General features: G+C 47.6%; 17 protein-coding genes. 7 read left to right on the top strand and 10 right to left on the bottom strand.

What is annotated here, in order from left to right; genetic code table 11:
- Positions 1–31: 31 nt before the first annotated feature.
- The 7 genes from GP475_RS01695 to GP475_RS01665 form a co-directional block, all read right to left on the bottom strand.
- Positions 32–652, bottom strand: a complete 621-nt coding sequence (locus GP475_RS01695; RefSeq protein ID WP_187974939.1) for a DNA-3-methyladenine glycosylase I — start codon at positions 650–652, stop codon at positions 32–34.
- On the bottom strand, positions 649–1,209 hold the full coding sequence (locus tag GP475_RS01690) for a nucleosidase (RefSeq protein ID WP_187974938.1): 561 nt from the start codon (positions 1,207–1,209) through the stop codon (positions 649–651). The genes GP475_RS01695 and GP475_RS01690 overlap by 4 nt, the downstream gene beginning before the upstream one ends.
- A gap of 74 nt (positions 1,210–1,283) precedes the next feature.
- On the bottom strand, positions 1,284–2,795 hold the full coding sequence (locus GP475_RS01685; protein ID WP_187974937.1) for a sodium:solute symporter: 1,512 nt from the start codon (positions 2,793–2,795) through the stop codon (positions 1,284–1,286).
- Positions 2,796–2,938: 143 nt separating this feature from the next.
- A complete protein-coding gene (locus tag GP475_RS01680; protein ID WP_187974936.1) occupies positions 2,939–3,847 on the bottom strand; it encodes a class C sortase in 909 nt (302 codons plus the stop codon).
- 12 nt (positions 3,848–3,859) lie between these two features.
- Positions 3,860–4,765: a class C sortase gene (locus GP475_RS01675; protein ID WP_187974935.1), complete on the bottom strand. Its 906-nt coding sequence runs from the start codon at positions 4,763–4,765 to the stop codon at positions 3,860–3,862.
- 91 nt (positions 4,766–4,856) lie between these two features.
- Entirely contained in the window at positions 4,857–6,380 is a 1,524-nt protein-coding gene (locus GP475_RS01670) for a SpaH/EbpB family LPXTG-anchored major pilin (protein ID WP_187974934.1), read from the bottom strand.
- A 120-nt stretch (positions 6,381–6,500) separates the two neighbouring features.
- Entirely contained in the window at positions 6,501–9,806 is a 3,306-nt protein-coding gene (locus GP475_RS01665) for a DUF6923 family protein (protein ID WP_187974933.1), read from the bottom strand.
- 1,034 nt (positions 9,807–10,840) lie between these two features.
- On the opposite strand from GP475_RS01665, the gene GP475_RS01660 reads away from it, so the two are divergent.
- The 6 genes from GP475_RS01660 to GP475_RS01635 all read left to right on the top strand — a co-directional run bounded on the left by GP475_RS01660 (position 10,841) and on the right by GP475_RS01635 (position 17,509).
- A complete protein-coding gene (locus GP475_RS01660) occupies positions 10,841–11,647 on the top strand; it encodes a polyphosphate polymerase domain-containing protein (protein WP_187974932.1) in 807 nt (268 codons plus the stop codon).
- A gap of 17 nt (positions 11,648–11,664) precedes the next feature.
- Positions 11,665–12,351, top strand: coding sequence for a DUF4956 domain-containing protein (locus GP475_RS01655; RefSeq protein ID WP_187974931.1), 687 nt, complete (start codon positions 11,665–11,667; stop codon positions 12,349–12,351).
- A gap of 12 nt (positions 12,352–12,363) precedes the next feature.
- Entirely contained in the window at positions 12,364–12,666 is a 303-nt protein-coding gene (locus GP475_RS01650; protein WP_187974930.1) for a hypothetical protein, read from the top strand.
- Positions 12,667–12,671: 5 nt separating this feature from the next.
- Positions 12,672–14,003 (top strand): CotH kinase family protein, encoded by a 1,332-nt coding sequence (locus tag GP475_RS01645; RefSeq protein WP_187974929.1) that lies wholly within the window; start codon positions 12,672–12,674, stop codon positions 14,001–14,003.
- A 180-nt stretch (positions 14,004–14,183) separates the two neighbouring features.
- Complete coding sequence (melB, locus tag GP475_RS01640) at positions 14,184–15,554, top strand: melibiose:sodium transporter MelB (protein ID WP_187974928.1); 1,371 nt, start codon at positions 14,184–14,186, stop codon at positions 15,552–15,554.
- Complete coding sequence (locus GP475_RS01635) at positions 15,554–17,509, top strand: beta-galactosidase (RefSeq protein WP_187974927.1); 1,956 nt, start codon at positions 15,554–15,556, stop codon at positions 17,507–17,509. Before melB ends, GP475_RS01635 begins: the two co-directional genes overlap by 1 nt.
- A gap of 75 nt (positions 17,510–17,584) precedes the next feature.
- Here GP475_RS01635 and GP475_RS01630 read toward each other — a convergent pair whose 3' ends face one another.
- The gene (locus GP475_RS01630) at positions 17,585–18,181 is read right to left on the bottom strand and encodes an Ltp family lipoprotein (RefSeq protein ID WP_187974926.1); all 597 of its coding nucleotides are present in this window, start codon (positions 18,179–18,181) and stop codon (positions 17,585–17,587) included.
- Between the two features lie 238 nt (positions 18,182–18,419).
- A complete protein-coding gene (locus GP475_RS01625; protein WP_187974925.1) occupies positions 18,420–19,598 on the bottom strand; it encodes a winged helix DNA-binding domain-containing protein in 1,179 nt (392 codons plus the stop codon).
- A 163-nt stretch (positions 19,599–19,761) separates the two neighbouring features.
- On the opposite strand from GP475_RS01625, the gene GP475_RS01620 reads away from it, so the two are divergent.
- A complete protein-coding gene (locus tag GP475_RS01620; RefSeq protein ID WP_187974924.1) occupies positions 19,762–20,415 on the top strand; it encodes a DJ-1/PfpI family protein in 654 nt (217 codons plus the stop codon).
- Positions 20,416–20,624: 209 nt separating this feature from the next.
- On the opposite strand, the gene GP475_RS01615 is transcribed toward GP475_RS01620, so the two are convergent.
- On the bottom strand, positions 20,625–21,074 hold the full coding sequence (locus GP475_RS01615) for a MerR family transcriptional regulator (RefSeq protein WP_187974923.1): 450 nt from the start codon (positions 21,072–21,074) through the stop codon (positions 20,625–20,627).
- Positions 21,075–21,101 lie beyond the last annotated feature (27 nt).

Here is a 21,101-nt window from a genome sequence, read left to right as displayed (position 1 = left end):
TACCCTAGCCAGTTATAAACTTATTTGCATATCAACTGTATGGGGAGGACGTTCCCCATAATCCTGAACTTCCCCGCCGATAGGATCCCACCAGATGAGTGTCCACCATGCCAATTGCTTCCATGAGAGCGAACATGGTGGTGGGCCCCACGAAACGAAACCCCTCTTGGCGAAGCCTCGCTGCCAAAGCCGCCGACTCCACGGAACAGGTGGGCACTTCCGCCATGGTGTGCGGATAAGGCGTCGTAGAAGGCTGATAGGACCATATCAAGTCTACTAACCCTCCGCTTGCCCGGAGCCGAATTGTCGCCTGAGCATTATTAATTGTGGCGGTAATCTTTGCTCGGTGTCGAATAATTCCCGGATCAGCCATTAACCGGTCAAGATCGGTAGCCTTAAAACGCGCAACACAGTCAGGGTCAAAATCTGCGAAAGCCGTGCGGAAGTTCGGACGTTTCCGAAGGATCGTCAACCAGGAGAGACCCGATTGGAAGACCTCTAAGCTTAGGCGCTCAAAAAGACCACGTTCATCGCGGATAGGCATTCCCCATTCCGTGTCGTAGTAGACGGTCAGGAGCGGATCATTGAGCGCCCAGGGAGACCTCGGTCTACCATCTTTACCCTTGCGTACCCCGTCTGCCTGGTGCGTCACTGGCTACGTACCCACTCCCCGAGAAGACGTGAACATTGGCGTGCCGCGTCATGCCATAGCCGTCGCGAATCTGAGTTAGCGTCATCGGACACAATTTTGAGTAGGTGCACCGGGATGGAATAACGCTGTGCTACCCAGGCGATGGCATAACCTTCCATGTCAACTAGCTCAGCATGTTTAGCCAACGCCTGGCGAGCCGAGGCAGTGTCGATAAATTGATCACCGGTGGCGAGACGCAGACCCGTGGAATTGAGGTGTAGTGGAGGGTAGGGAGAATCACCGCAAATAGCTTCTATGGCTTCGTGCGAAAAATCATGAAGATATACGGTGCCAATGGGGTGAACTATTCCTGGGGTTGCAGCCTTCGATAGCGCTCCGGCGGTGCCGACATTAATGATGTGACTGGGAGCGCTATGGTGAGCGAGGTAATCCGTTAAGGCGGTGGCGGCGTTGAGGCGTCCGATACCGGTGATGAGAGTAGGTAGCTCTGGGTCAAGGTGAGAGGCTTCGACCTCGGTGGCCACAACACATAGCGGTGATTGCCGCGAAGAACTCATAGCTGACAGCCTAAACGGGACGATAGCCCCGTGCTACCTAGGGTCATCGGCAGCACAAGTCGATTGCTTGTACGCTAGCTGCGGCGTCGCTCATATGCCGCGTCACGTCCCCGGATGGTGAGCGGAATGACTCGCTCAGGATCATGATGTCCGCGCAGCAGGAGCGAACACAGATATCCTCCAACTATGGCCACCACGAATGCGGCTATAGAGACTAGGAAGGGTCCTGCTTTAAGTTGTCCAGCTTCCCAGGCGGCAAAAGCCCCGAGGATTAGCCCCGCAGTTACGCCTGGAGTGGTAGCGCGAGTGGTGAAAATACCGAGGGCGAAGACACCGGCAAGAGGAACACCAAATAGTCCGGTCATTGCCAGGAAGAGATCCCAAAGATCGGATTTATCCGTGGCGACTAGATATAAGGCTGCAGCCACTGAGAACGCTCCGGCGACGATGATAACTACTCGGGAGAACATTACCGACGCTTCTCCGCGATGGGGCATAAAGCGGTTGCGGAGGTCCACCACCACACAAGCTGAAATAGAGTTGAGGCTAGAGGAAATAGTGGATTGAGCTGCAGCGAAGATGGCGCCCACTAATAAACCAGCCATACCCGCTGGGAGCGTGGTGACGATGAAGTACGGAACCACAGCGGAGGTGTTCACACCTTCCGGCAAACCACCGTGAGCGTTGTAGTAGTTATAGAGTGCCGTTCCCATTCCATAGAACAACGGGATAGTAATGAGAGCTAAAATGCCGTTCACGATGAGTGAACGCTTGGTTGCTTCGACCGAGGGGGTGGTCTGGTAACGCTGCACTACATCTTGGCTTGCAGTGTATTGGTGGAGCGAATTTAAGGCACTTCCGATGAAGATAATCGGCATTGCGGCAGCAAGGTTACTCATCGAAAGATTCTGGGCGGAGAAGAATTTTCCTTCTGCTGCTGCATGGGAAATAGCGGTGGAGAAACCATCGGGAGTTATTGCCATGGCCCACACAACAATCGTTGCTGCCCCTCCCAACAAAATGATCCCTTGAATAACATCGGACCAAATCACCCCTTCCATTCCGCCGAGGAAGGTGTAGATAACACATAGAATACCCACAGCTGCGGCGACCAGCATGGGGTTGATGTCAGTAACCGATGTCAAAGCCAGAGTAGGGAGATAAATAACAATGGCTATACGCCCGAGGTGGTAGAACACGAAAAGCAAGGAGCCAATTATTCTCAAGGAGGGGCCAAAGCGTTCCTCAAGATATTCATAGGCCGTGGTGACGTCGAGCTTTCTGAAAAACGGAACGTAGTAGCCGATGAGGATCGGGACGATGGCAAAAATCGCCAGGTTACCTGCGGCGTAGGCCCAGTCAGTGAGGAAGGCTTTTTCCGGGGTAGACATGAATGTTATGGCGGAGAGCGTGGTGGCGTAGATCGAAAAACCTGCTGCCCACGCCGGGATTCTGCCACCGGCTTTGAAGTAATCATCTTGGCTGCGACCGGCTCGTTGGGCGAACCACAGCCCCACACCGAGCATGGCGAGCAGATACACGATGACAACGATCCAGTTGAAAGTGCCAAAACCTTGGGGTGCCATGTGATGGATCTCCTCGAGATACAGGAAGAAGTAGGAACTCTCCCCAGCCTAGTCAGACATCAGACAACTAGTGTGGCGCGCAGCGGGAAACTCCCCCGAATGTGGGGCGTGCCATACTTGCGACGGGACACTCTCTGTGAATGCTAGAGCCCGCAGGACTCTCCCGCATTCACAATGCGCCGTTTAGCGGATGAACCTAAAATAGACTTCATGCCGACTACTACTAAGATCAGAATCGTTAACCCAGATAGGGCAAGCGGAATCCACATCCAACTTTGAATCATCAATCTATATCCGGGGATAAATGCTGTTTCCGAATTATTGTAGGGATTAATTTCTGAGGAATTACCAGACGGGAAGAACCTCGAACCCGATACCAAAAGTCGATGCGTATTTTTACCAAAAGGTGTGCATGTCAACAACGTCACTATATCTTGGCCTGATACTGGACGAATCTTATCCACATCATTTGGATCAATCACTTCAATACTATCAATTTTGTAATACAGGTCATGCCCTAAAGTATGGATGATAATTATCATTCCATTTTCGGCGTTAATCAGGTTATCGAACATACTGGCGCCAGAATAAGCTGTGTGCGCAGCAATAACACTTCGAGTTCCAACTCCGCCAACAGGTAAAGCTGTTCCCACCAAATGCCCTGCCCCTCGAGCTAAGACCGTCTCACCGGTCCCTTCATAAACGGGAAGAGCTATCCCTAAAGCTGGTACGTTGACTACCGATAAAAGCCCCTGCTGCGAGTTTACATATTTTTCTATCGAGGTGGAGTGATTAACAGTTTCGCGCCCTGAACCCTGCCAAGGATCATTTGCTATTTCAAAATCCTCTTCCCGGTTATCCTTTAAGGCTTCATTAAATAAACTGTCCTTTTCCAGAGATGAGTAGCTAAATTCCCGATAAAATTTGTAGGACAAAGCCGCAAGCCGATAATCTCCACAAATATTTTTTACCACCGGATATAAAATAACTGAGATACCGGCAATTAGTAATAAAGCTGGGATAAGTAGCCTTTTTGAAAAAGTTCCTTTCATAAGGTATGGCGATTAACTTCCACTGGAACTATCCGGCGAGACATCTGAAATACGTCTCTGTTGTTTAGTGTATCTCCACAACCACCAAGCCATAACGATCACAAATCCAACAATCATCACAGTAACCACCGTCATCCACCAAGTCCATAAACCAGAACGTTGGTTGAAGACTTCATCGGCTTCAGTATCATCGAGAGGCACCCGATGCCCAGTGACTAACAAGCGATGAGTATTTTGACCATAAGGAGTACACGTAATCAATGTGACCAGGTCTTCCCCAGCTACTGGCGCTAGCCCTTCAGTCTCGTTCGGGAGAACTACATCAATTTGATGCACTTCATATTTCAAGCGCTCTCCGAGTACTTCAATGTAGAAGGAGTCCCCTTCATGAATCTCAGTCAAGTCATCAAATAGGGTGGCGTTAGAAAGACCGGTATGCCCGGTTAACACAGCATGAGAATGTTCCCCACCCACAGGAAGCGAACTACCATACAGATGACCGATCCCCTTTGACAATACCTTTTCATCACTACCGTGATAGATAGGAAGATCCAGTTTGATCTTGGGGATTTTTAACCTCGCCATCGCCTCCGGGGAATCTAATTTTTGTAGATATAGCTGATAATTTTCATTATCCGGGGTAACGCGCGCTAACCAGGGATCAAGTAAGGGACCTTGAGGAAATAACCGATTATACTCGGATGCCTCACGAAGTTTAGCTAACCTTGTTGAGTCATCCATTTGCTGGACAACATCGGAATAATTCTTAGCAGCCTCAGCTTGTCTATAATTATTGTGAAGAGTTGCAACAACTGGATAAATAACGAGCAGCAGTCCAGATAAAACAACAATCAGAGCCGGAATTAAAGAGTTTTTCTTATTTTTCACCGAAATCTTTTTAGATTTAGCGGAATGCATTGACCTGTTCTTACTCAAAAAATCCACAGTTCACAAACTCCCCACAATATAATTAACACCCCTGCGCATGCAGCAAGGGTATTAACAATGATTAGCGCTCATTCCTATTTCTTGAATTACGTAGGGCCAAAAATGTACCGAATCCAAGAAGTAAGATTCCTAACCCTAGAAGTAGGCCTACACCTTTACCACCAGTTAATGGCAGTGTAGTACCTGATTCTTTCTTATTATCGAGAGTCACCTCATAGGTGGAATTCTTCAGTGTAGCTTCGGTAATTTGGAACCTATGCGGCTCAGGCAAAAGTTCGTAGCCTTTCGCAGTTTGCTTTTCAACTAAACAGTAGTAGGAAGACCAGTTCAACTCCACCGGCACACCATTGACAAAATCATTATACTGAAGCCCATCAATAGTGACAGCCCCATCTACGGTATCGAACCTACTCACACCATTAATAACCAATGGTCCGTCATAAAGTTGACGATCCTCTGAACAACGATATACTTCAAAGGATGCCTTCAGATCACCCTTCTTTTCACCATCAAAGGTTTTATTGACCTTTACTTTTCCGAATTTGCTTTCAACCTCGTTGGATGGGATCTGCCCTTCGACCACTCCATTGTTTGGAATGAGTGAAGCCTGGTTCCTAATTATCCCATCTGTTTCTCCAACACTACCGATAGTTGCTGTGATCTTGACCAATACCTTAGCTTTATTATCATTCGTTTTAATCTCAGCCAACTTTTTCAAACCGGTCTGATTAAACTCCACAATTAACTTGTTATTATTTTTGGTCAGAGTATAATCAGTTCCCTCCGAAAATTTTTGTCCATTGAGGATAGAAACTTCCACCACGGGATCTATTAATCGGGCATCGAGATTATCATAAACCGCGTATTTATTAAGAGTGCCGTTCTTTTCAACAACGGGAATGTCGGAGTTAATATCGTAGGTAATTTTATCACCAACATTCTTTGCAGCATCACTTACTGTTTTCTCAATGCTTGATGAAGAGTTTTTCGGATATACATGAATATCATAGTTCCAACCATTACCGGCACTATTCGTCATAGGTATGAAAACGAAGAATGGTTCAGCCGGATTAATTGTCACTTTCTTGCCATCAGTGGTTGCCGCATCAGGACTTGCAAGCTCGCTAACTACAAACAGACCGACGGGAATACCATCAGCATCTGAAACCTTGACCGTTCCATCCGCGCCAGTCGTCACCTGCTTGTCAAAACCTTTATAAGGGATAGTCGAATTCTGTGAAGGCCTAGTCTTAGCAAGTTCTCGCGCTTTTGCGAAACCATCATTCGTTAACAGATCTGCGTCAACTTGCTTAATCTGGAACTTGACATTTTGCAGAGGTTTTCCAAGATCGCCTGGATTTGCTACGGGTTCACCTCCACTATTGGAGCTAGACGCTGGAGCATCTCTTAAGAATTTATGAATCGTCAAACTTCGGCTACTGTTTGGATCTATATTAGCCGGATCATAATAGGGATCCCCACTTATGGCATGGGCGGACTGAAGCTGCAAAATGCAGCAGGTTAATAGCGAGATGAGTGCCATTGTTATTGCCTTTAAGGAGGCAACTTTTCCATTGTTAAACATTTTTCATCCTTTATTAGATAGTTCTTCCTTGCCTGCATTTTTAAATGTCAATCTAAATAGGTTGAGGTCCTCATAGTTAAAATCTCTTTGCTGATTCATTGATCTTCACCAAATCACATTTCATTCACGGATTCTGTTACGTGCCATTCCGATACCACACACAACAATCAGGGAACCAAAGGTCAGGAAGTATAGATATCCACGACCACCTGTCAAGGGAAGCTCAGCAACTGTCAAGTCCGCCACCGTTATGATGACCGCATTGCGTTGTGAATCTGATTCTGAGGCGATCAATCCCGAACTATTCGAATCTTTTGGAATAACTACCGCACCGTTTTCACCAGGAACCAAAGCAAACCTATAAGGTTCAGATAACAGGAAATAGTTATGCGGTGCTTTTTCCTCGACCAGCATATAATCCCCATAAGGAACATCATTCAGAATAAATTCACTAAGATTCTCGCCCGAAAAATACCAAGGATCTCTCGCATCATCTCCTGATCTAGTCAACTGGTGGAGGGTAAATTCAGAACCAGTCAGGAGGCGGTTACCATTATTAGCGTCAGCTTTACGGATAATTACCTGCGGATTCTGTGGAAGTAATACGGGCGTACATGCGGAATTATCACTAAACTCTACCTCTTGGCCTGAAGGCAAGCTAACTTTATTATATAGACCAAATCCTTGAGTTCCGTTACAATCCTTAGTCTCTGGTTTAAACTCAGAGGCATCGAAAACATAGTCAACCTCAATACTAAACCGGCTAATTTTTCCTGGGCCGATAATAGTATCTTGTTCGGCGATAACGAAGCTATTCGAATCTAGCTTGAGGTTTTTAGTTACACCATTTTCATCCGTTGCCCTCACCGACGTAGGCTTCACGCCGGCTGGATACCCCAGCTTATCAGTCATTGGACCGAATTTCTGGGAGTTTTTAGGATCGTTATTCTTTACTTCGACAGTGTAATGCGCCGTGTATAACCGTCTGTTTTCTGTTGTAGACCACTTCTCCGTAGTTTCCTGGACAGTTTTTATAACGTTCACTGTGCATCCGGATACCGAAGCAGTGTTATTGTTGGAGTTGGGATCATCTTCAACACCCACTACCTTAACGCCGTTATCAATGCATTGATTTTTATCGCCAACATTCGCTGAAACAATTATATCTCTAGAGACTCCAGGCTCTAGCTCGTTAAAATTAATTTTAATTTGATGATTTTTTTCGTCGAGCGTTACTGATGAAGCACCACCCTGGCCCTCCACTTTCATACCACTATATCGAGCAGGAAATGTGTCTGTAACTGTTGAACCCGAACTACCACAGGGACCATCATTTTTCAGGGTGATTTTCCAGCGTGCACGTCCGTCATCACCGAATCCAGTGAATTTCTTTTGAACGCTAAGATCCGCCGCATATGGTTCCGCACCATTACTTGCCCCATCATTGTTATATGAAACTGGTATCTTGGATACGGTTTTTATTTTGAATTCGGGGCGTTGAGAATAAGGATTAGTAATTTCAAACTGATACACGCCCTCACCATTATTCCCGCTAAAACTTATGGTCCCGTTAGAGTTACGCCAAGCGGAGCCCCAAACGGTTCTTGGCAGTCTTAAATTGGTGATATCAAATAAATCTACCTTACCATTTAACAGATTAACCCGTTCCATATACATTGGTGTGGTACTAGTGGGCGACGATGATCGGATCCCCCATGCATAGGTAGCATCTGTACTTAATGGTGCGTGATCATTAGCTTTTATCTGTTGATCACTGGAGCCAAGAGGCGTGGCCATTAGGGTATTAAAATTCACTGAATATAGTGTTGCGGTACCGCTTTGGGATCCGTTGGCAATATAATAAGTCCCGTTATTTCCGAAGAATCCGGTACTTATTTTTTCTCGATCACCATTTGTCTTAAAACCAGTAATTTCTCCGCGGTCATGAACTTTCCCCGTCTCTGGGTGAATTTGCAACAAATGTCCCGGTGGGAAGTCTTCCACCAATTGACCACTTTGGTCCCGTACATCTTGGCTCACCGCATATAACCAGCGATCCCTAGGGTTATAACCCAGAGCGTTGTACACCCAACCGAAACCGTCCGGACCAGCAGTGGACGAAATCTCCCGAAAATTGTTGATATCAAACCGTGCCTGTGAAAGAATGACGCTATTTCTTTCGGCTTGGCCTGCCGATTGTGCTATCCATACGCGTTGCCCTTGTTCGCAGGACAACGGCGGAAGAGGATCTAATGCGTCATTAATCGGATTACGTAGACCTTTCAGCTCTAGCGAGTTACTTGCCCATCCGTTTTCTCCATCTTGACGGTATTTAACCGTAATTTCGTCACCCGGAACTATGTTTATTGGGTAGGTCAAGGCAATAGTCGGATGTGTTCTATCACCCAAAAGACTGATGTCCTTGATGTTAAAATCGACAAGCTTTCCATTGATTGTGACAGAATAATAAACTTTACTTTGGCTAAAGTTATTTTTCCCAGTAAATTTAATAGTTCTAAGCGTTCCACGGTCTTCAACGACAAATCTTAGGGTTCGATCCCACTCATCCTGTACGAGTGGCTTATAATTTCCCTCCGACCATGAAATTATTCTTGCTCTGAAGTCACCGTATTGTTTGGAATCAGGCGCAGCGCGAAAACTCATCTTAGCCCGTTCTTCGTTTAGCTCTCGAACGGAAGGCGAGACGTTATCCTTGGGTTGATCTTTATTTATCCCTCGGTTACCAGGGTCCTTTTCCTTAGTGGCTATAGATTCAGGTTTTTCTTTTTCATCTTTAGTAGTACTAACTTCCGATGATTGAGCTGTTGGGGTAGCACTACTGCTTACTGGTTGTTCCAGTGGGGTCAGCTTCGTAGACTCACTCGTTCTTTGCTCACTGCTTTTCTCAACTGAATTTTCCTCATTTCCAGGATCAATAGTTGCTTGATCTTGGTCAAGATCTGTACTGAACGAATAGCGCCCTAGAGAGGCTGAAGGCTCCACTTCAAAAACTATGGAGAGCGTTTCTCCTGCTGGATATGACTTATTTCTCCCGTCAATGACTATTTGGCCACCACTGGGATTATTTTTGAACTCTACGCGAATATTTTCCGCGTCTTCATGTGAATTTCCGATTTTAGTTTGATCAGCAAGGATCTGGAGAATTTTCCCTGATTCTTCTCGGTCTATTACTTCCTTTCCTACAGTGAGGAGACTGCCCATCTCACCCCGTAGCTGAAGCTTAAGCTGGCGATAGTTTGCCCCATCCCCCACGACGTTCGCTTTTATCTCTCCAGGCTTGAAGTATCGAGGGTTTTCCTGTGCCTGCACCGGCAGAACAAGTAGGGTGACTGCAGCTAAGTATGCCAACACGACACTGAGAATTAGCCCAAATCGCCAGCTAGCAGCCAATTGACGATGCTCCACAAGCCATCACCCTCTTACTCCTTTGCCGATGAGCGCCAGGCAGATTTTCCAGCTATCTCATCGACACCACACCCTTACATAAGGAATAGTCCTTAAGACATCCATAAATAAACTTAGCTTCCTTAAAGCTTTTCGGCAAAATTTTATGTCAGACATAACCTTTGGCTAACCCTTATATGTATATAACATATATTCGCTGACGAAACAACTGTGCGTCATAAGTAATTTGGTACTATCTTGAAAGCATATTTCCTAACTGGGCTCACAATGCTCCAACCTGGTAGTTTTCTGACTCTAAGGTCTCAACCTAGGTAAATTCCCACCCTGTTGATCTCTACAAGGAAAGTGATCTCTACAAGGAAAGTTGAATGCAGTTTTCCAGCATTCCTTTTTGTCCCCTATTGCGTTGAGATAACCCCCAGTAGCTACCCCTGTTTTGGCCATAGGAGAATAGTGCCCATCAACTTCCCCCTACAGCAATATGAAAACGAAAACTTGTCATGATCTGGTCAATTTAATGCTGTTGTAGATCAGCATCATCCACTCACACAGTGCCGCCTACCGAACGCTGAATCACGAAAGCACTCCACCTCAGATGATGAGATCCGCTCAGCACAATCCTTATACGGCCCCACACCAGTTGGTGGCGACATCCTCACCATCAGCTTTTCTTAATACGGACACGTGAATGAAACCGCGGAGACAGGAGTCTTAACTATATTCTCGGGAGAACGCCATAACCTTCAGCCACTCTCGGCTCACCAAAGTGTTCCAAAAATATTTGCACCCCTGTCTGATATTTTCTCTTCCTCATGATCCTGGAATTCCCAGCTCCTGTCTTTTTAATTTTTCACCTCTGTCGGTTCCACCCAATTATGCAGTGAAATAAACCCTCCCCTTGCCAGGACATTCCCAGCAAATCCCCCGCTAGGTAATACCTAAAGCCGGGCGAAACTCCAGGTAGAGACGTTTTAATGAAGTATGTCAAGACAACAATCCCGTCATGGCGGGTGGATAGGAAGGCAGGGTGAACAATGTCGAATACAGTTATTCGGCCTCAAGTGTTAGATCCCCGATTGAGAAGTCCAGGGAAACTTCATGCTTTCAATCGCTTTGAACTGAAATACCTCGTGCCAATAGAGAAACTCCCAGCTATCAAGGAGGAACTCTGTGCCCGAATGGAGCACGATCCCTACGCAGGTGAACGTGGCTATCCCGTGTGGAGCGTTTACTATGACACTCCGGGGTTGAGGTTCTATTGGGAAAAAATGGAGGGCCTGAAATTTCGACGAAAGCTCAGAATACGTCGATACGGAGATTTTGATAATTCCGCCGCAGATGATGCCCCTGTTTCGGTTGAGGTTAAGCAACGAGTAAATCGGGTCACTCAGAAACGAAGAATTATGCTCCCCTACCGCGATGCCCTGAAACTTTGTGACGAACGGGAAGAAATCTCATTAAGCAGCAATGCCTCCGTCGCTGACCAGGCTTTCATCTCTGAGGTATTGGACCTCATCATCCGACTCGACCTCCGCGCCACTGCGATAACCGGGTATTTCCGGGAACCATTCATCGGCCAAGGGTCGGATTTAGGACTGAGAGTGACTTTTGATCATCGACTTCGCGGCCGCGACTGTGATTTTGACCTTCGAAAAGAAACGAACAACAAAAACATTCTGAGTCCCGAAATCTCCGTCATGGAAATCAAGGTCAATGAACGAGCACCCTATTGGATTACTGATCTCTGTGCTCGGCATGGCCTTCAGATTAAAAGAATCTCCAAATACTGCCAGAGCGTTCAGGCCCACCAACTTGCCGCCAGCCGTGCTGAAAACAACTAGAGGGGACCCATTGAACCATGAACTTCGATTTTTCCATCAATGATCTGTCCGGGACTTTCAGCGTCGCGGACGTACTAGTTACCCTCCTTCTTTCCTTCGCTTGCAGCCTCGTGGTTGCGTGGACGTACCGCAACACCCACCGCAATGTCAGCTACTCCCAGAGCTATGTCCATACCCTCATCATTCTGGGTATGCTCATTTCACTCATCATGCTGGTAGTGGGATCAAATATCGCCAGAGCCTTCGCACTAGTTGGCGCCTTATCTGTCGTACGCTTCCGCAACGCAATTAAGGAAACACGTGATGTCGGTTTCATCTTCCTCGTTATGGCTCTCGGCATGGCATGTGGCACCCGCTTCTATGTTTTGGCCGTCATTGCCACCATCATCATCTGCGGTGTCATCATTGTGATGTCTCGGTTCAACTGGTTTGCTCTGAATGTTCAACGCCAAGTGATTAAAGTCCAGGTACCTGCCGATGATCAGGACTATCTACCTGCTATTGAAGACATCCTGGTGAACAATGCCACTGAATTTGAATTGATTAGTACGGAAAGTATCCGAGGTGGCTCATTATTGGAATTTGCCTACACAGCACAGCTAAAAAATACCGTTCGCCCCAGTGATCTGATAACTCAATTCCGGGCGATGAATTACGGACAAAAGGCCACCGTATTGACCGGATATGATCAGACTGATCTGTAAGGAACCACAACAATGCGCCTCCCCACGTCCTTAAGACTCCATTGGAAGCCCCTCGCCGCGCTCATTGTTTTCCTCGTGGTGTTAGCAGTGGGTTTTGGTGGAACGATGATTCGTCCTATCATTACCTCGGCACTGAGCACCAAGGAAGATTTGAATGAAAATATTCTTTCTTCTACTCCCCTATTTGATTCAGGGATTCATAATATAGCTATAACTTATGATGAAACTGAATACCAGAATATGGTTTCAGAATTTCAAAATAGTGGAGAAAAAACTTTATCTCCGCGACGGTCACTATTGACGGAACAACTATAGAAAATGTGGGACTCAGGCTCAAAGGAAACTCGACGCTTCAGTCTTTAAAGAACAATAGTGGTTCCGGGCAGGCCGGACCCCAGAATGGTCCAGGCAATCCTCCTGGTGGTGCTGGCGCAACTCAGCTTTCTTTCGATGACCCGGCTTCTTTGCCTTGGTTGATTAGTTTCGATGAGTATCAGGAGGGCCGCGGATATCAGGGTCATAAGGAAATCTCGTTGCGTCCTGCTAGTAATGGTTCTCTAACTGCCATGAACGAGGCTCTGTCCTTGGATTTAACCTCCCAATCTGGACAAGTTACCCAAGATTATTCTTTAGCTTCGGTGTCTGTAAATGGGGGGACTAGTGCACCGAGGTTAGTTATTGACTTACCCGATGCCCAGTGGGCTAATGAGTTAGGCGATGGCGTGCTATATAAAGCCGATGCCTCTGGCGGAATGGATTATCAAGGTGAAGACCCTACCGACTATGAGGACGGTTATTCACAAATAAACGCCGAGGGAACCTATGACCTTGAACCAATTATGCGGTTCTTGGACTTTGTGAATAACTCCAGTGATGAGGATTTCCATGACCACCTAAGCGAATATCTGGACGTTGATGAATTTGCCACATATCTAGCTACCCAGACTCTCTTATCAAATGATGACGCCATGGATGGTCCAGGTAATAATTACTATTTGTGGTATGACGTTCACCAAGGGACCATGCAAGTCTTATCCTGGGATCTGAATATGACCTTTATGGGGGGCGGTCAAGGTGGCCCGGGTGGCGGCGGACCAAGTACAGCAGGCGATGCCGGGTCCCCACAAAACGGCAACAACCAAGGCCAGGACAATGCCCCGAACCTCCCGGGACAACCAGGTATTCCTGGCACTCAGGGGGACGCTCCTTCCCCTCCGGGCGGCGATAACGGTGCCACACCCCCGGATCAGATGCAGGGGGAAAAGCCTGAGGGCGTCGGGCCACAGACTAAGAATCCGGACGACGCCAAGGGCGGGGGTCGACACACCAAGGGCAGCTCTATCCTCAAGCAGAGATTCCTCACTGATTCCTCCTTTGCTGAACTCTATTCCCAGGCATATCAGAGCCTCTATCAGGAATTGATTGCCAGCGGATATGCCCAACAAGCTTTGGATTCCATCACACAGAATGCTGTGGACGCGGGCGATACAGCTGCCACTGATGTTCAGGCAAAACTGGCTCAGCAGTTAAATTCGATCTCCGCTGAAACACCTCAGATTCAAACAGATAATCAGGGTGCATTGGGTGGTCAGATGAGAGATCGCACCTCTGAAAATTCCGAACCAGCTCAGCAACCTGCTGAAGCAGTGTAGGGTCTCCGAGTTCCAAGGTTATTTAAGGACGTCACAAACCTAGAGGAAGTCACGGCACGGACCGCTTCTTTTATCTTGGTGTGACGTCATACATCACAGATAAGAAAACGAGAAAAATCACATAAAAGTGCCATAGAATTGGGATGTTGCGTTTAATAACTAACTCATTAGAGGTGTGGTATGAGTGCTCCGCGTCTTTCTTGGTCTTCAAAACTTAGTTTCGGCATGGGGGCTTTCGGCAAAGATCTCGTCTACGCCCTGGTAGGCACCTACCTCATGAAATATCTCACCGACGTAAGGCTGGTTGATCCCGCTTTCGTCGGTGTTTTATTTATGGCCGCACGCCTCTGGGATGCGGTTAATGACCCGGTGATGGGCATGGTGGTAGACAACACCCGGTCTCGGTGGGGAAAGTTCCGACCATGGATCATGATTGGCACTCTGCTCAATGCCGGAGTGCTCATCCTCCTCTTCCTTGATGTGGACCTTTCTCCTGGTGCCTACGCTATTTGGGTGGCCGTCATGTACATCCTCTGGGGCATGACCTACACCATCATGGACATTCCCTACTGGTCACTCGTCCCCGCCATCACTGATGATCCTCAGGAGCGCTCAATAGTCTCAGCGATACCCCGATTCTTCGCGTCTACTGCCTGGCTAGCGGTAGGTTCCGGCGGGTTGTATATCGTGAAATATTTAGGCGACGGAGACCAAATCCTGGGATATTCCCGTTTCGCTATCGGCGTAGCGCTCATCTTTATCATCACTGCTGCACTGACAGTGTGGAAAGTTAGAGAAAGAGTTGTTGCCCATCACGGCGACGGCACCAAGACCTCAGTGAAGCATATGCTCAGAGTGTTGACCAAGAATGACCAAGTACTCACCGTCTTGGGAATTGCTCTCTTTTTCAATATGGCCTACCAGCTTTCCACAAGTTTTGCCCTTTACTATTTCGAATATGTTGCCGGAGTAAAAGAAGCTCTTTTTGCTACTTACACGGCGGTCGCCGGCTTTGCCCAAATGGGTGCACTTATTGCTTTCCCCTTGTTATCTCGCATCTTCTCTAAAAAGACCCTTTTTACTATGGCTTCATTGCTTCCCACCTGTGGTTTCCTCCTGCTCATGCTAGTAGGATTCATCACTCCCCAATCACTTGTCGCCGTGGGATTCTGCTCCGCAATTATCAATATCGGCATTGGTTTCATGCTGGTTGCCATTACAGTTATTCTGGCCGAGGCAGTTGATTATGGCGAATATACGCTAGGAACCCGTAATGAGTCGGTGGTATTTTCCACGCAAACCTTTGTGGTGAAATTTGCTGGCGCTTTTTCTGGACTGATCTCAGGCGTCGGACTAAAAATTATTGGCTTTGTCCCAAATGCTGAGCAAAGCGCAGGAACTGTGGCGGGAATGCAGATCATTATGATCGCTATACCTGCCGTGTTGTCTTTGCTGTGCTTGGTGGTTTACCGCCGTGGCTATCGACTTGATGAAAACAACTACCACCGAATTATTACCGAGCTGCATTCCCGGAAAGGAGTGACAAACTAATGTTGCGTGGGGTTGACTATTATCCCGAGCATTGGCCTGAAGAATTACTCGACGAAGACTTAGATCGCATTTGTCGAATGGGAGCGAACACCATAAGGATTGGGGAATTTGCCTGGCACCTCATGGAACCCACCGAAGGGGAATACCATTTTGATTTCTTTGATCGGGTTATTGAGGCGGCAAAAAAACGTGGTCTCACGATTATTTTTGGCACCCCTACAGCAACGCCGCCAGCCTGGTTAGCGCACAACTACAACATTGCTTCAGTATCTATTAATGGTCAGCAACGAAGTTTCGGTGGGCGACATACCGCTTCATTAAGCTCTCCAGATTACCTTAAGGCCGCGAAAAAAATTGTTCGGAACTTAGCGCAGCACTATGCCAGGGAGTCAGCGATTATCGCCTGGCAGATAGATAATGAATTAGGTCACGAAGGTGCCGATGTTTGCTGGTCACACCACAGCAAGAAAGCTTTCCAGCACTGGCTGGAACAGCGCTATAACAGCATCGAAGAACTTAATCAACGATGGGGAACGATATTCTGGTCCCAAACATATAACAACTTCCAGGAAATCCCACTACCAGCACCAACTATCACCACTCATAATCCGACCTTAAGGCTGGAATGGGCAAGGTTTTGTTCCTGGCGAATTGAAGAATTTTGCCGGCTACAAACCCAATGGATCAAAGACTATATCCCCAACGCCATCTGCATGCATGACTTCCCCGGTGGGGGTCTATATAAGACAGTTGATTATTCCCGCACCGCTAAGCATATAGACAAGGTGGGATATAACAATTACCCAGTATGGGGCGGGCAAATGACGCCTATCCCTCCTCATAAAATTGCCTTTGACCTAGACTATATACGTGGACTCAAAAAATCTAGTTTTTGGATCACGGAAGCCATTATGGGTGCTCAGGGCCACGACATTACCGGCTATTTACCCCGACCCGGTCAAGCAGCCATGTGGTCCGTCCAAGCTCTCGCCCGCGGCGCCGATGGCTTAAGTTATTTCCGCTATCGTGGCGCAACCAAAGGAGCCGAACAATTCTGCTACGGAATTATTAATCCCGACAATATCGAGGGACGCCGATTCCTCGAAGTCCGCGATGTGTTTTCCTTTTTTAAGAAAAACGAGAAGGTCTTTTCGGAAAAAATTAGTGCACCTGTCGCTATTATCGCTGACTTTGATTCCCGGATGGCCTTTCAGATTCAACAGCAAGCCAAGCATTTGGATGTGGTCCAGGAAATGATGAAGTGGCACCGAGAATGCCATTCCCGCAACATCATGACCGACGTCATCGCTTCTGATGCTGACTTTTCTGGCTACCAGCTCATCATCGTCCCCCACCACATCATCTATTCACCGACGGTATGTCACCGACTTCAACGCGCAGCGCAGGCTGGTGCACACGTGCTCGTCACTTGTCGTTCCTTGGTCAAAGACCAGGACAACAATCTTGTGTTTGCTCAATCTCTTCCGCTCCACTCCCAAGATTGGTTGGGGATCAGGGTGGAAGAGACGGAATCAGTGGCAGAGACCAATGCCTTTTGTCTGCGTACCCCGGTTGGCAATAACAGTCTCACAAATCTCCTCCTACCGTCTCCGGTGTCCGCAGGAGTGTTGCGGGATATGCTTTCCGTCGAACCTGGAACTCAGGTGCTCTATGAATATGATGATCCATTCTTTCCTGAGTATGCTGCTTTTACCCACAGACCTTTGGGTAAAGGCGCAACATGGTATCTAGGTACGATCCCCGGCCCTCAACTTCGGAGCGTAATAATTGACACCTTGTTGAATAGTATTGGGTTCACTGGAATTGACTCCCCGGACGGAGTGGAAATTATAAAACGAGGAACCCACCAAGTTATTATTAACCACTGTCCAGTAACTCAGGAAGTGCTAGGAATAAGTATTCCCCCCTATGGTTTTCAGATTATGGAGGAATGAATATTCGACGTGTAACAAGCCGGTATAACGCAGATCAGGAAAGAAAGGAAAGTTTGCGTTACCGGCTTGACGTGCTTATTGCGGCAGATTATCTATAGCGTATTGCGCCTCCTCTGGCGTAAATTTCTCACCAAATTCAGAGGTGAGTTGTTCATAAATCCTGTCCCGAGACATTGACATTTGATCTTGATATGTCTTCGCCTTTTCTAAGGCTGCCTTGTTGTAATCAGCGTCCAGATTATCAACGGCATATTGGGCAGCTTCAAGACTGAAAGACTCTCCAGCCTCCGACGTCAGTTGCCGGTACACCCCCGCCTTAGACATATGCATCATCTCTACATAGGTCTTTGCTTTACGCAAAGCGTTGGTATATTCCTTCGGAACATCTTCGCCGTGGCTTTGAGACTCAGGATTGACATTGGTTCCCTCAGCTTCACCACTGTTCATAGCCTCTGACGCTCGAGTAGCTAGGGCCGTCGTACTTCCCTGCTGGCTTGAATTATTCCCTACTAAATTCGCAAAAGTTCCCAGCACCACGACTGCCACAATGGCAATAAACCACCATCGTTTATAAAAGGGTTTCTTCGCCGGAGGTTCCACCCGAGTTCCAACGGCAGGTGCCTGCGGATTCTGCTCAGGATAGCCATCTGAAACCTGGCCAGGGTGTGTCATGTTGACCTCATTTCTAGGAGAACGACATACAGTATTAGTTTCTTCATTTGAAGAACACTGTTGACTCTAGGAATGAGAGTGGACATGGGACGTGAAAAAGTTTGAATTCCGAAATCTTTTTCGATCTCTTCTTATTCCACCCCAGCTCAGAGAGCTATATCGCTACGTTGCTCACAAAAATGACTGGCATGTTTGTGGCGCCGGTCGTGGCCATAATGAATGCCGGGATGTTGAGGCGCTAGCTAGCTAATCTCTTTAGTGTTTCGCTCACCAACCGCTCGGTGGCGGATACTACTTCTGCAGTTGGCTGTTCTAACCATTCAATCGGAGTGCGTGCCGGACGCACCCCTATAACCCTTCCCTGATGGATAAGGAGGGGTCGAAACATCCCATTGCTTGCCGGACAGATCAGGCGCGCACCCTCTGTATCTGTGGTGCAGGTGCGATTAGCGTAGCCCACGTACATTTCATCAAAGAACGGCAAAAAGAAAAGTTGCGCAGCTTCGCTATAACACGACGCTAAAATGTCGGGGAGTTCCTTGGACATGTACAGCGTCTCAGACCCCTTGGGGGCAACTGGCGTCTTTTCAGCGGGCTTGAGCTCATCATGAAAAACCGAAAATCTCCCCAGGCTAGAGTCTTGATCAAGAGCACTCTCCAGAGCCGATGTCGCGGTGCTTTTCTTTAGGCCTGCCCACCACGCAAAATCTTCAACAGTCACTGGACCATGACCGGTGATATAACGCCGAGCAATCTCTACGACGCCTTCCTGACGTCGCTGTTCTGTTAACTGAAAACCGGACTCAGCGCTATTTTCACTCGGCAAAGCTCGAGCATCAATAAACAGATGTTGATTCTTAGCGGTAGGGCCTTCCACCAGTGCCCCCGTATTCATCGTGGCATACATGAGGAGCTGGCACCATCGTCGGCGGGATGCCTTATCACTCAGGTGCCCGGTGTTTAGACGGTTATCCCACGCTGCAAAAAGCTGCGCCCTGGTAGCTGCTCCACCCTGATCAGCAATAATCTCCCACGCGAGGTGGTTTGCCTGGGTAACCACTTTTTCAGTAATGCCACTGGCTGGGTAATGACGTTTCTCCCACGACGACAAACCCGGTTTCAGTGCGACGCGCATCCAGTGGTAATCCCGAGCATGAGTAATATGAACTGTCCCTCGCATAGGCCGATGCCGTACTAGCGTGCGGAAATCAAAAGCTTCTTTGACATCACTACCCCGCGCCCCCGGAACTCGAGCAATCAAGGCATGTGGGAGTGCAGAAACCTGTTGCCCTTGGACAGCCAACAACCGGGAAACTGCATCCTCTACAGTCGATGAAGCTGTGGCGCTGACTAAACCCTGAGCGCAGATCCGCAGCAACCCCACGTCAAGAGGCAACACCATGCGTTGTTTTCCCATAGTCTGAATGATAATTGAACCCCCGAACCCTTAGCTCCAACCACATAGGCCTCGCCAGATAGCACACACCCTAACTATTTTCTATCTAAAATAATAACCACGCTATTTTCTGTGCGATTCACGCATATTCTCGGCCAAACAGACTACAAATTATGGAGGATCGATGGACGCAGAAAATCATCCCGCCCCGCCATCCCACCGGGTTCATTCAGTAGGCATTGTACTGTTTGACGGCTTTGAGCTTCTAGATGTCTTTGGCCCCGCGGAACTACTCAGCCAATACCCCAACGACTTTCCCATCACCTATGTGGCCGAAACCCCAGGGAAAGTACGCAGTAGCCAAGGAATAGAGGTCATCGCTACTGGGAGTCTAGCCGCTTCAGAACCGCCGGAAATTATGCTAGTTCCCGGAGGAATAGGGACTCGACGCCTCGTCACCGACCAGGATTTTCTGACGGCTCTGACTGAGTGGGCTCAGCGCACAGAAATTGTGAGCTCCGTTTGTACCGGATCCGCACTCCTGGCCGCTGCCGGGATTCTTGAAGGGCACCGGGCCACGTCAAACAAAGCGGCTTTTTGCTGGGTGTCACAGCATGGAGATAACGTCACCTGGGTACCCCACGCGCGATGGGTCACCGACAAAAATATTTGGACCTCCTCCGGCGTGGCCGCCGGAATGGACATGACCGCAGCCCTGATTGCACACCTCAAAGGCGAAGAAGCTGCACACCATGCAGCGAAGTTAATTGAACTAGAGCTACATGAGAATTCAGATTGGGATCCCTTTTCCGTCCATCTCGATTCCTCAACTAGCTAAGTTTTTCAAAAACTCAACCAGTTAGACATGAGCAAGAACGCCTTTTTAATAATTCCTAATTTCTTCTAAGAAATCTAGTTCTCACCATGCGAATAAAGTTCGATGTGCTGATATAGAACCCAGGGTTCCTAAGCTCTATAACAAGCCTAAAATGCTAAGAGAGCAATATAAATCTAAACTAATCGATAGCACGATCTCATTTTCAGAAGTTATCCCTCTTCAGAAAAAGCATTTATATAAGCTTTTCTAATTTTGAGGGGAATTTCTCCGCTCTCTAATCTGTTTAACTCCTCTTCCTGTGCGCCAGATAGTAGATTTTCATAGAACCAGCATTTAAAAATAAGCATATCTTGGACACGCCTTATACGTTTTAGCTCTTCCGCTACCTTCATTTTCTGTTTCTGAAATAATTCATAACGTTGCCTATACGTTTCCCTCCCTTCTTTGCACCATTCCATAAATTGGCGTATCTCTTTTATTTCTAATCCAGACTTTTTCAAGCACTCGATTACTTTTAGTCCTTCAATATCTCTTTCACTGAATCTACGAACACCGGAGACACGCTCCAACTCAGGGAACAACCCTTCTTTGTCATAGTAACGCAAGGTGGAAACACTTAACGAGAACCGTTCCGCTACCTCTCCAATTGAGTACGTCATTTTTCTCCCCATCCCAAAGGTAGTTGA

Origin of the sequence: Corynebacterium poyangense (assembly GCF_014522205.1) — a bacterium.
GTDB classification, from domain to species: domain Bacteria; phylum Actinomycetota; class Actinomycetes; order Mycobacteriales; family Mycobacteriaceae; genus Corynebacterium; species Corynebacterium poyangense.
This window is presented reverse-complemented; position numbering and strand designations above follow the sequence as displayed.

Excerpts from the sequence above, each read along its gene's own strand:
- GP475_RS01690 (WP_187974938.1), bottom strand. The coding sequence starts at position 1,209 with ATGAGTTCTTCGCGGCAATCACCGCTATGTGTTGTGGCCACCGAGGTC.
- GP475_RS01685 (WP_187974937.1), bottom strand. The coding sequence starts at position 2,795 with ATGGCACCCCAAGGTTTTGGCACTTTCAACTGGATCGTTGTCATCGTG.
- GP475_RS01680 (WP_187974936.1), bottom strand. The coding sequence starts at position 3,847 with ATGAAAGGAACTTTTTCAAAAAGGCTACTTATCCCAGCTTTATTACTA.
- GP475_RS01675 (WP_187974935.1), bottom strand. The coding sequence starts at position 4,765 with ATGCATTCCGCTAAATCTAAAAAGATTTCGGTGAAAAATAAGAAAAAC.
- GP475_RS01670 (WP_187974934.1), bottom strand. The coding sequence starts at position 6,380 with ATGTTTAACAATGGAAAAGTTGCCTCCTTAAAGGCAATAACAATGGCA.
- GP475_RS01660 (WP_187974932.1), top strand. The coding sequence starts at position 10,841 with ATGTCGAATACAGTTATTCGGCCTCAAGTGTTAGATCCCCGATTGAGA.
- GP475_RS01655 (WP_187974931.1), top strand. The coding sequence starts at position 11,665 with ATGAACTTCGATTTTTCCATCAATGATCTGTCCGGGACTTTCAGCGTC.
- GP475_RS01650 (WP_187974930.1), top strand. The coding sequence starts at position 12,364 with ATGCGCCTCCCCACGTCCTTAAGACTCCATTGGAAGCCCCTCGCCGCG.
- melB (WP_187974928.1), top strand. The coding sequence starts at position 14,184 with ATGAGTGCTCCGCGTCTTTCTTGGTCTTCAAAACTTAGTTTCGGCATG.
- GP475_RS01635 (WP_187974927.1), top strand. The coding sequence starts at position 15,554 with ATGTTGCGTGGGGTTGACTATTATCCCGAGCATTGGCCTGAAGAATTA.
- GP475_RS01630 (WP_187974926.1), bottom strand. The coding sequence starts at position 18,181 with ATGACACACCCTGGCCAGGTTTCAGATGGCTATCCTGAGCAGAATCCG.
- GP475_RS01625 (WP_187974925.1), bottom strand. The coding sequence starts at position 19,598 with ATGGGAAAACAACGCATGGTGTTGCCTCTTGACGTGGGGTTGCTGCGG.
- GP475_RS01620 (WP_187974924.1), top strand. The coding sequence starts at position 19,762 with ATGGACGCAGAAAATCATCCCGCCCCGCCATCCCACCGGGTTCATTCA.
- GP475_RS01615 (WP_187974923.1), bottom strand. The coding sequence starts at position 21,074 with ATGACGTACTCAATTGGAGAGGTAGCGGAACGGTTCTCGTTAAGTGTT.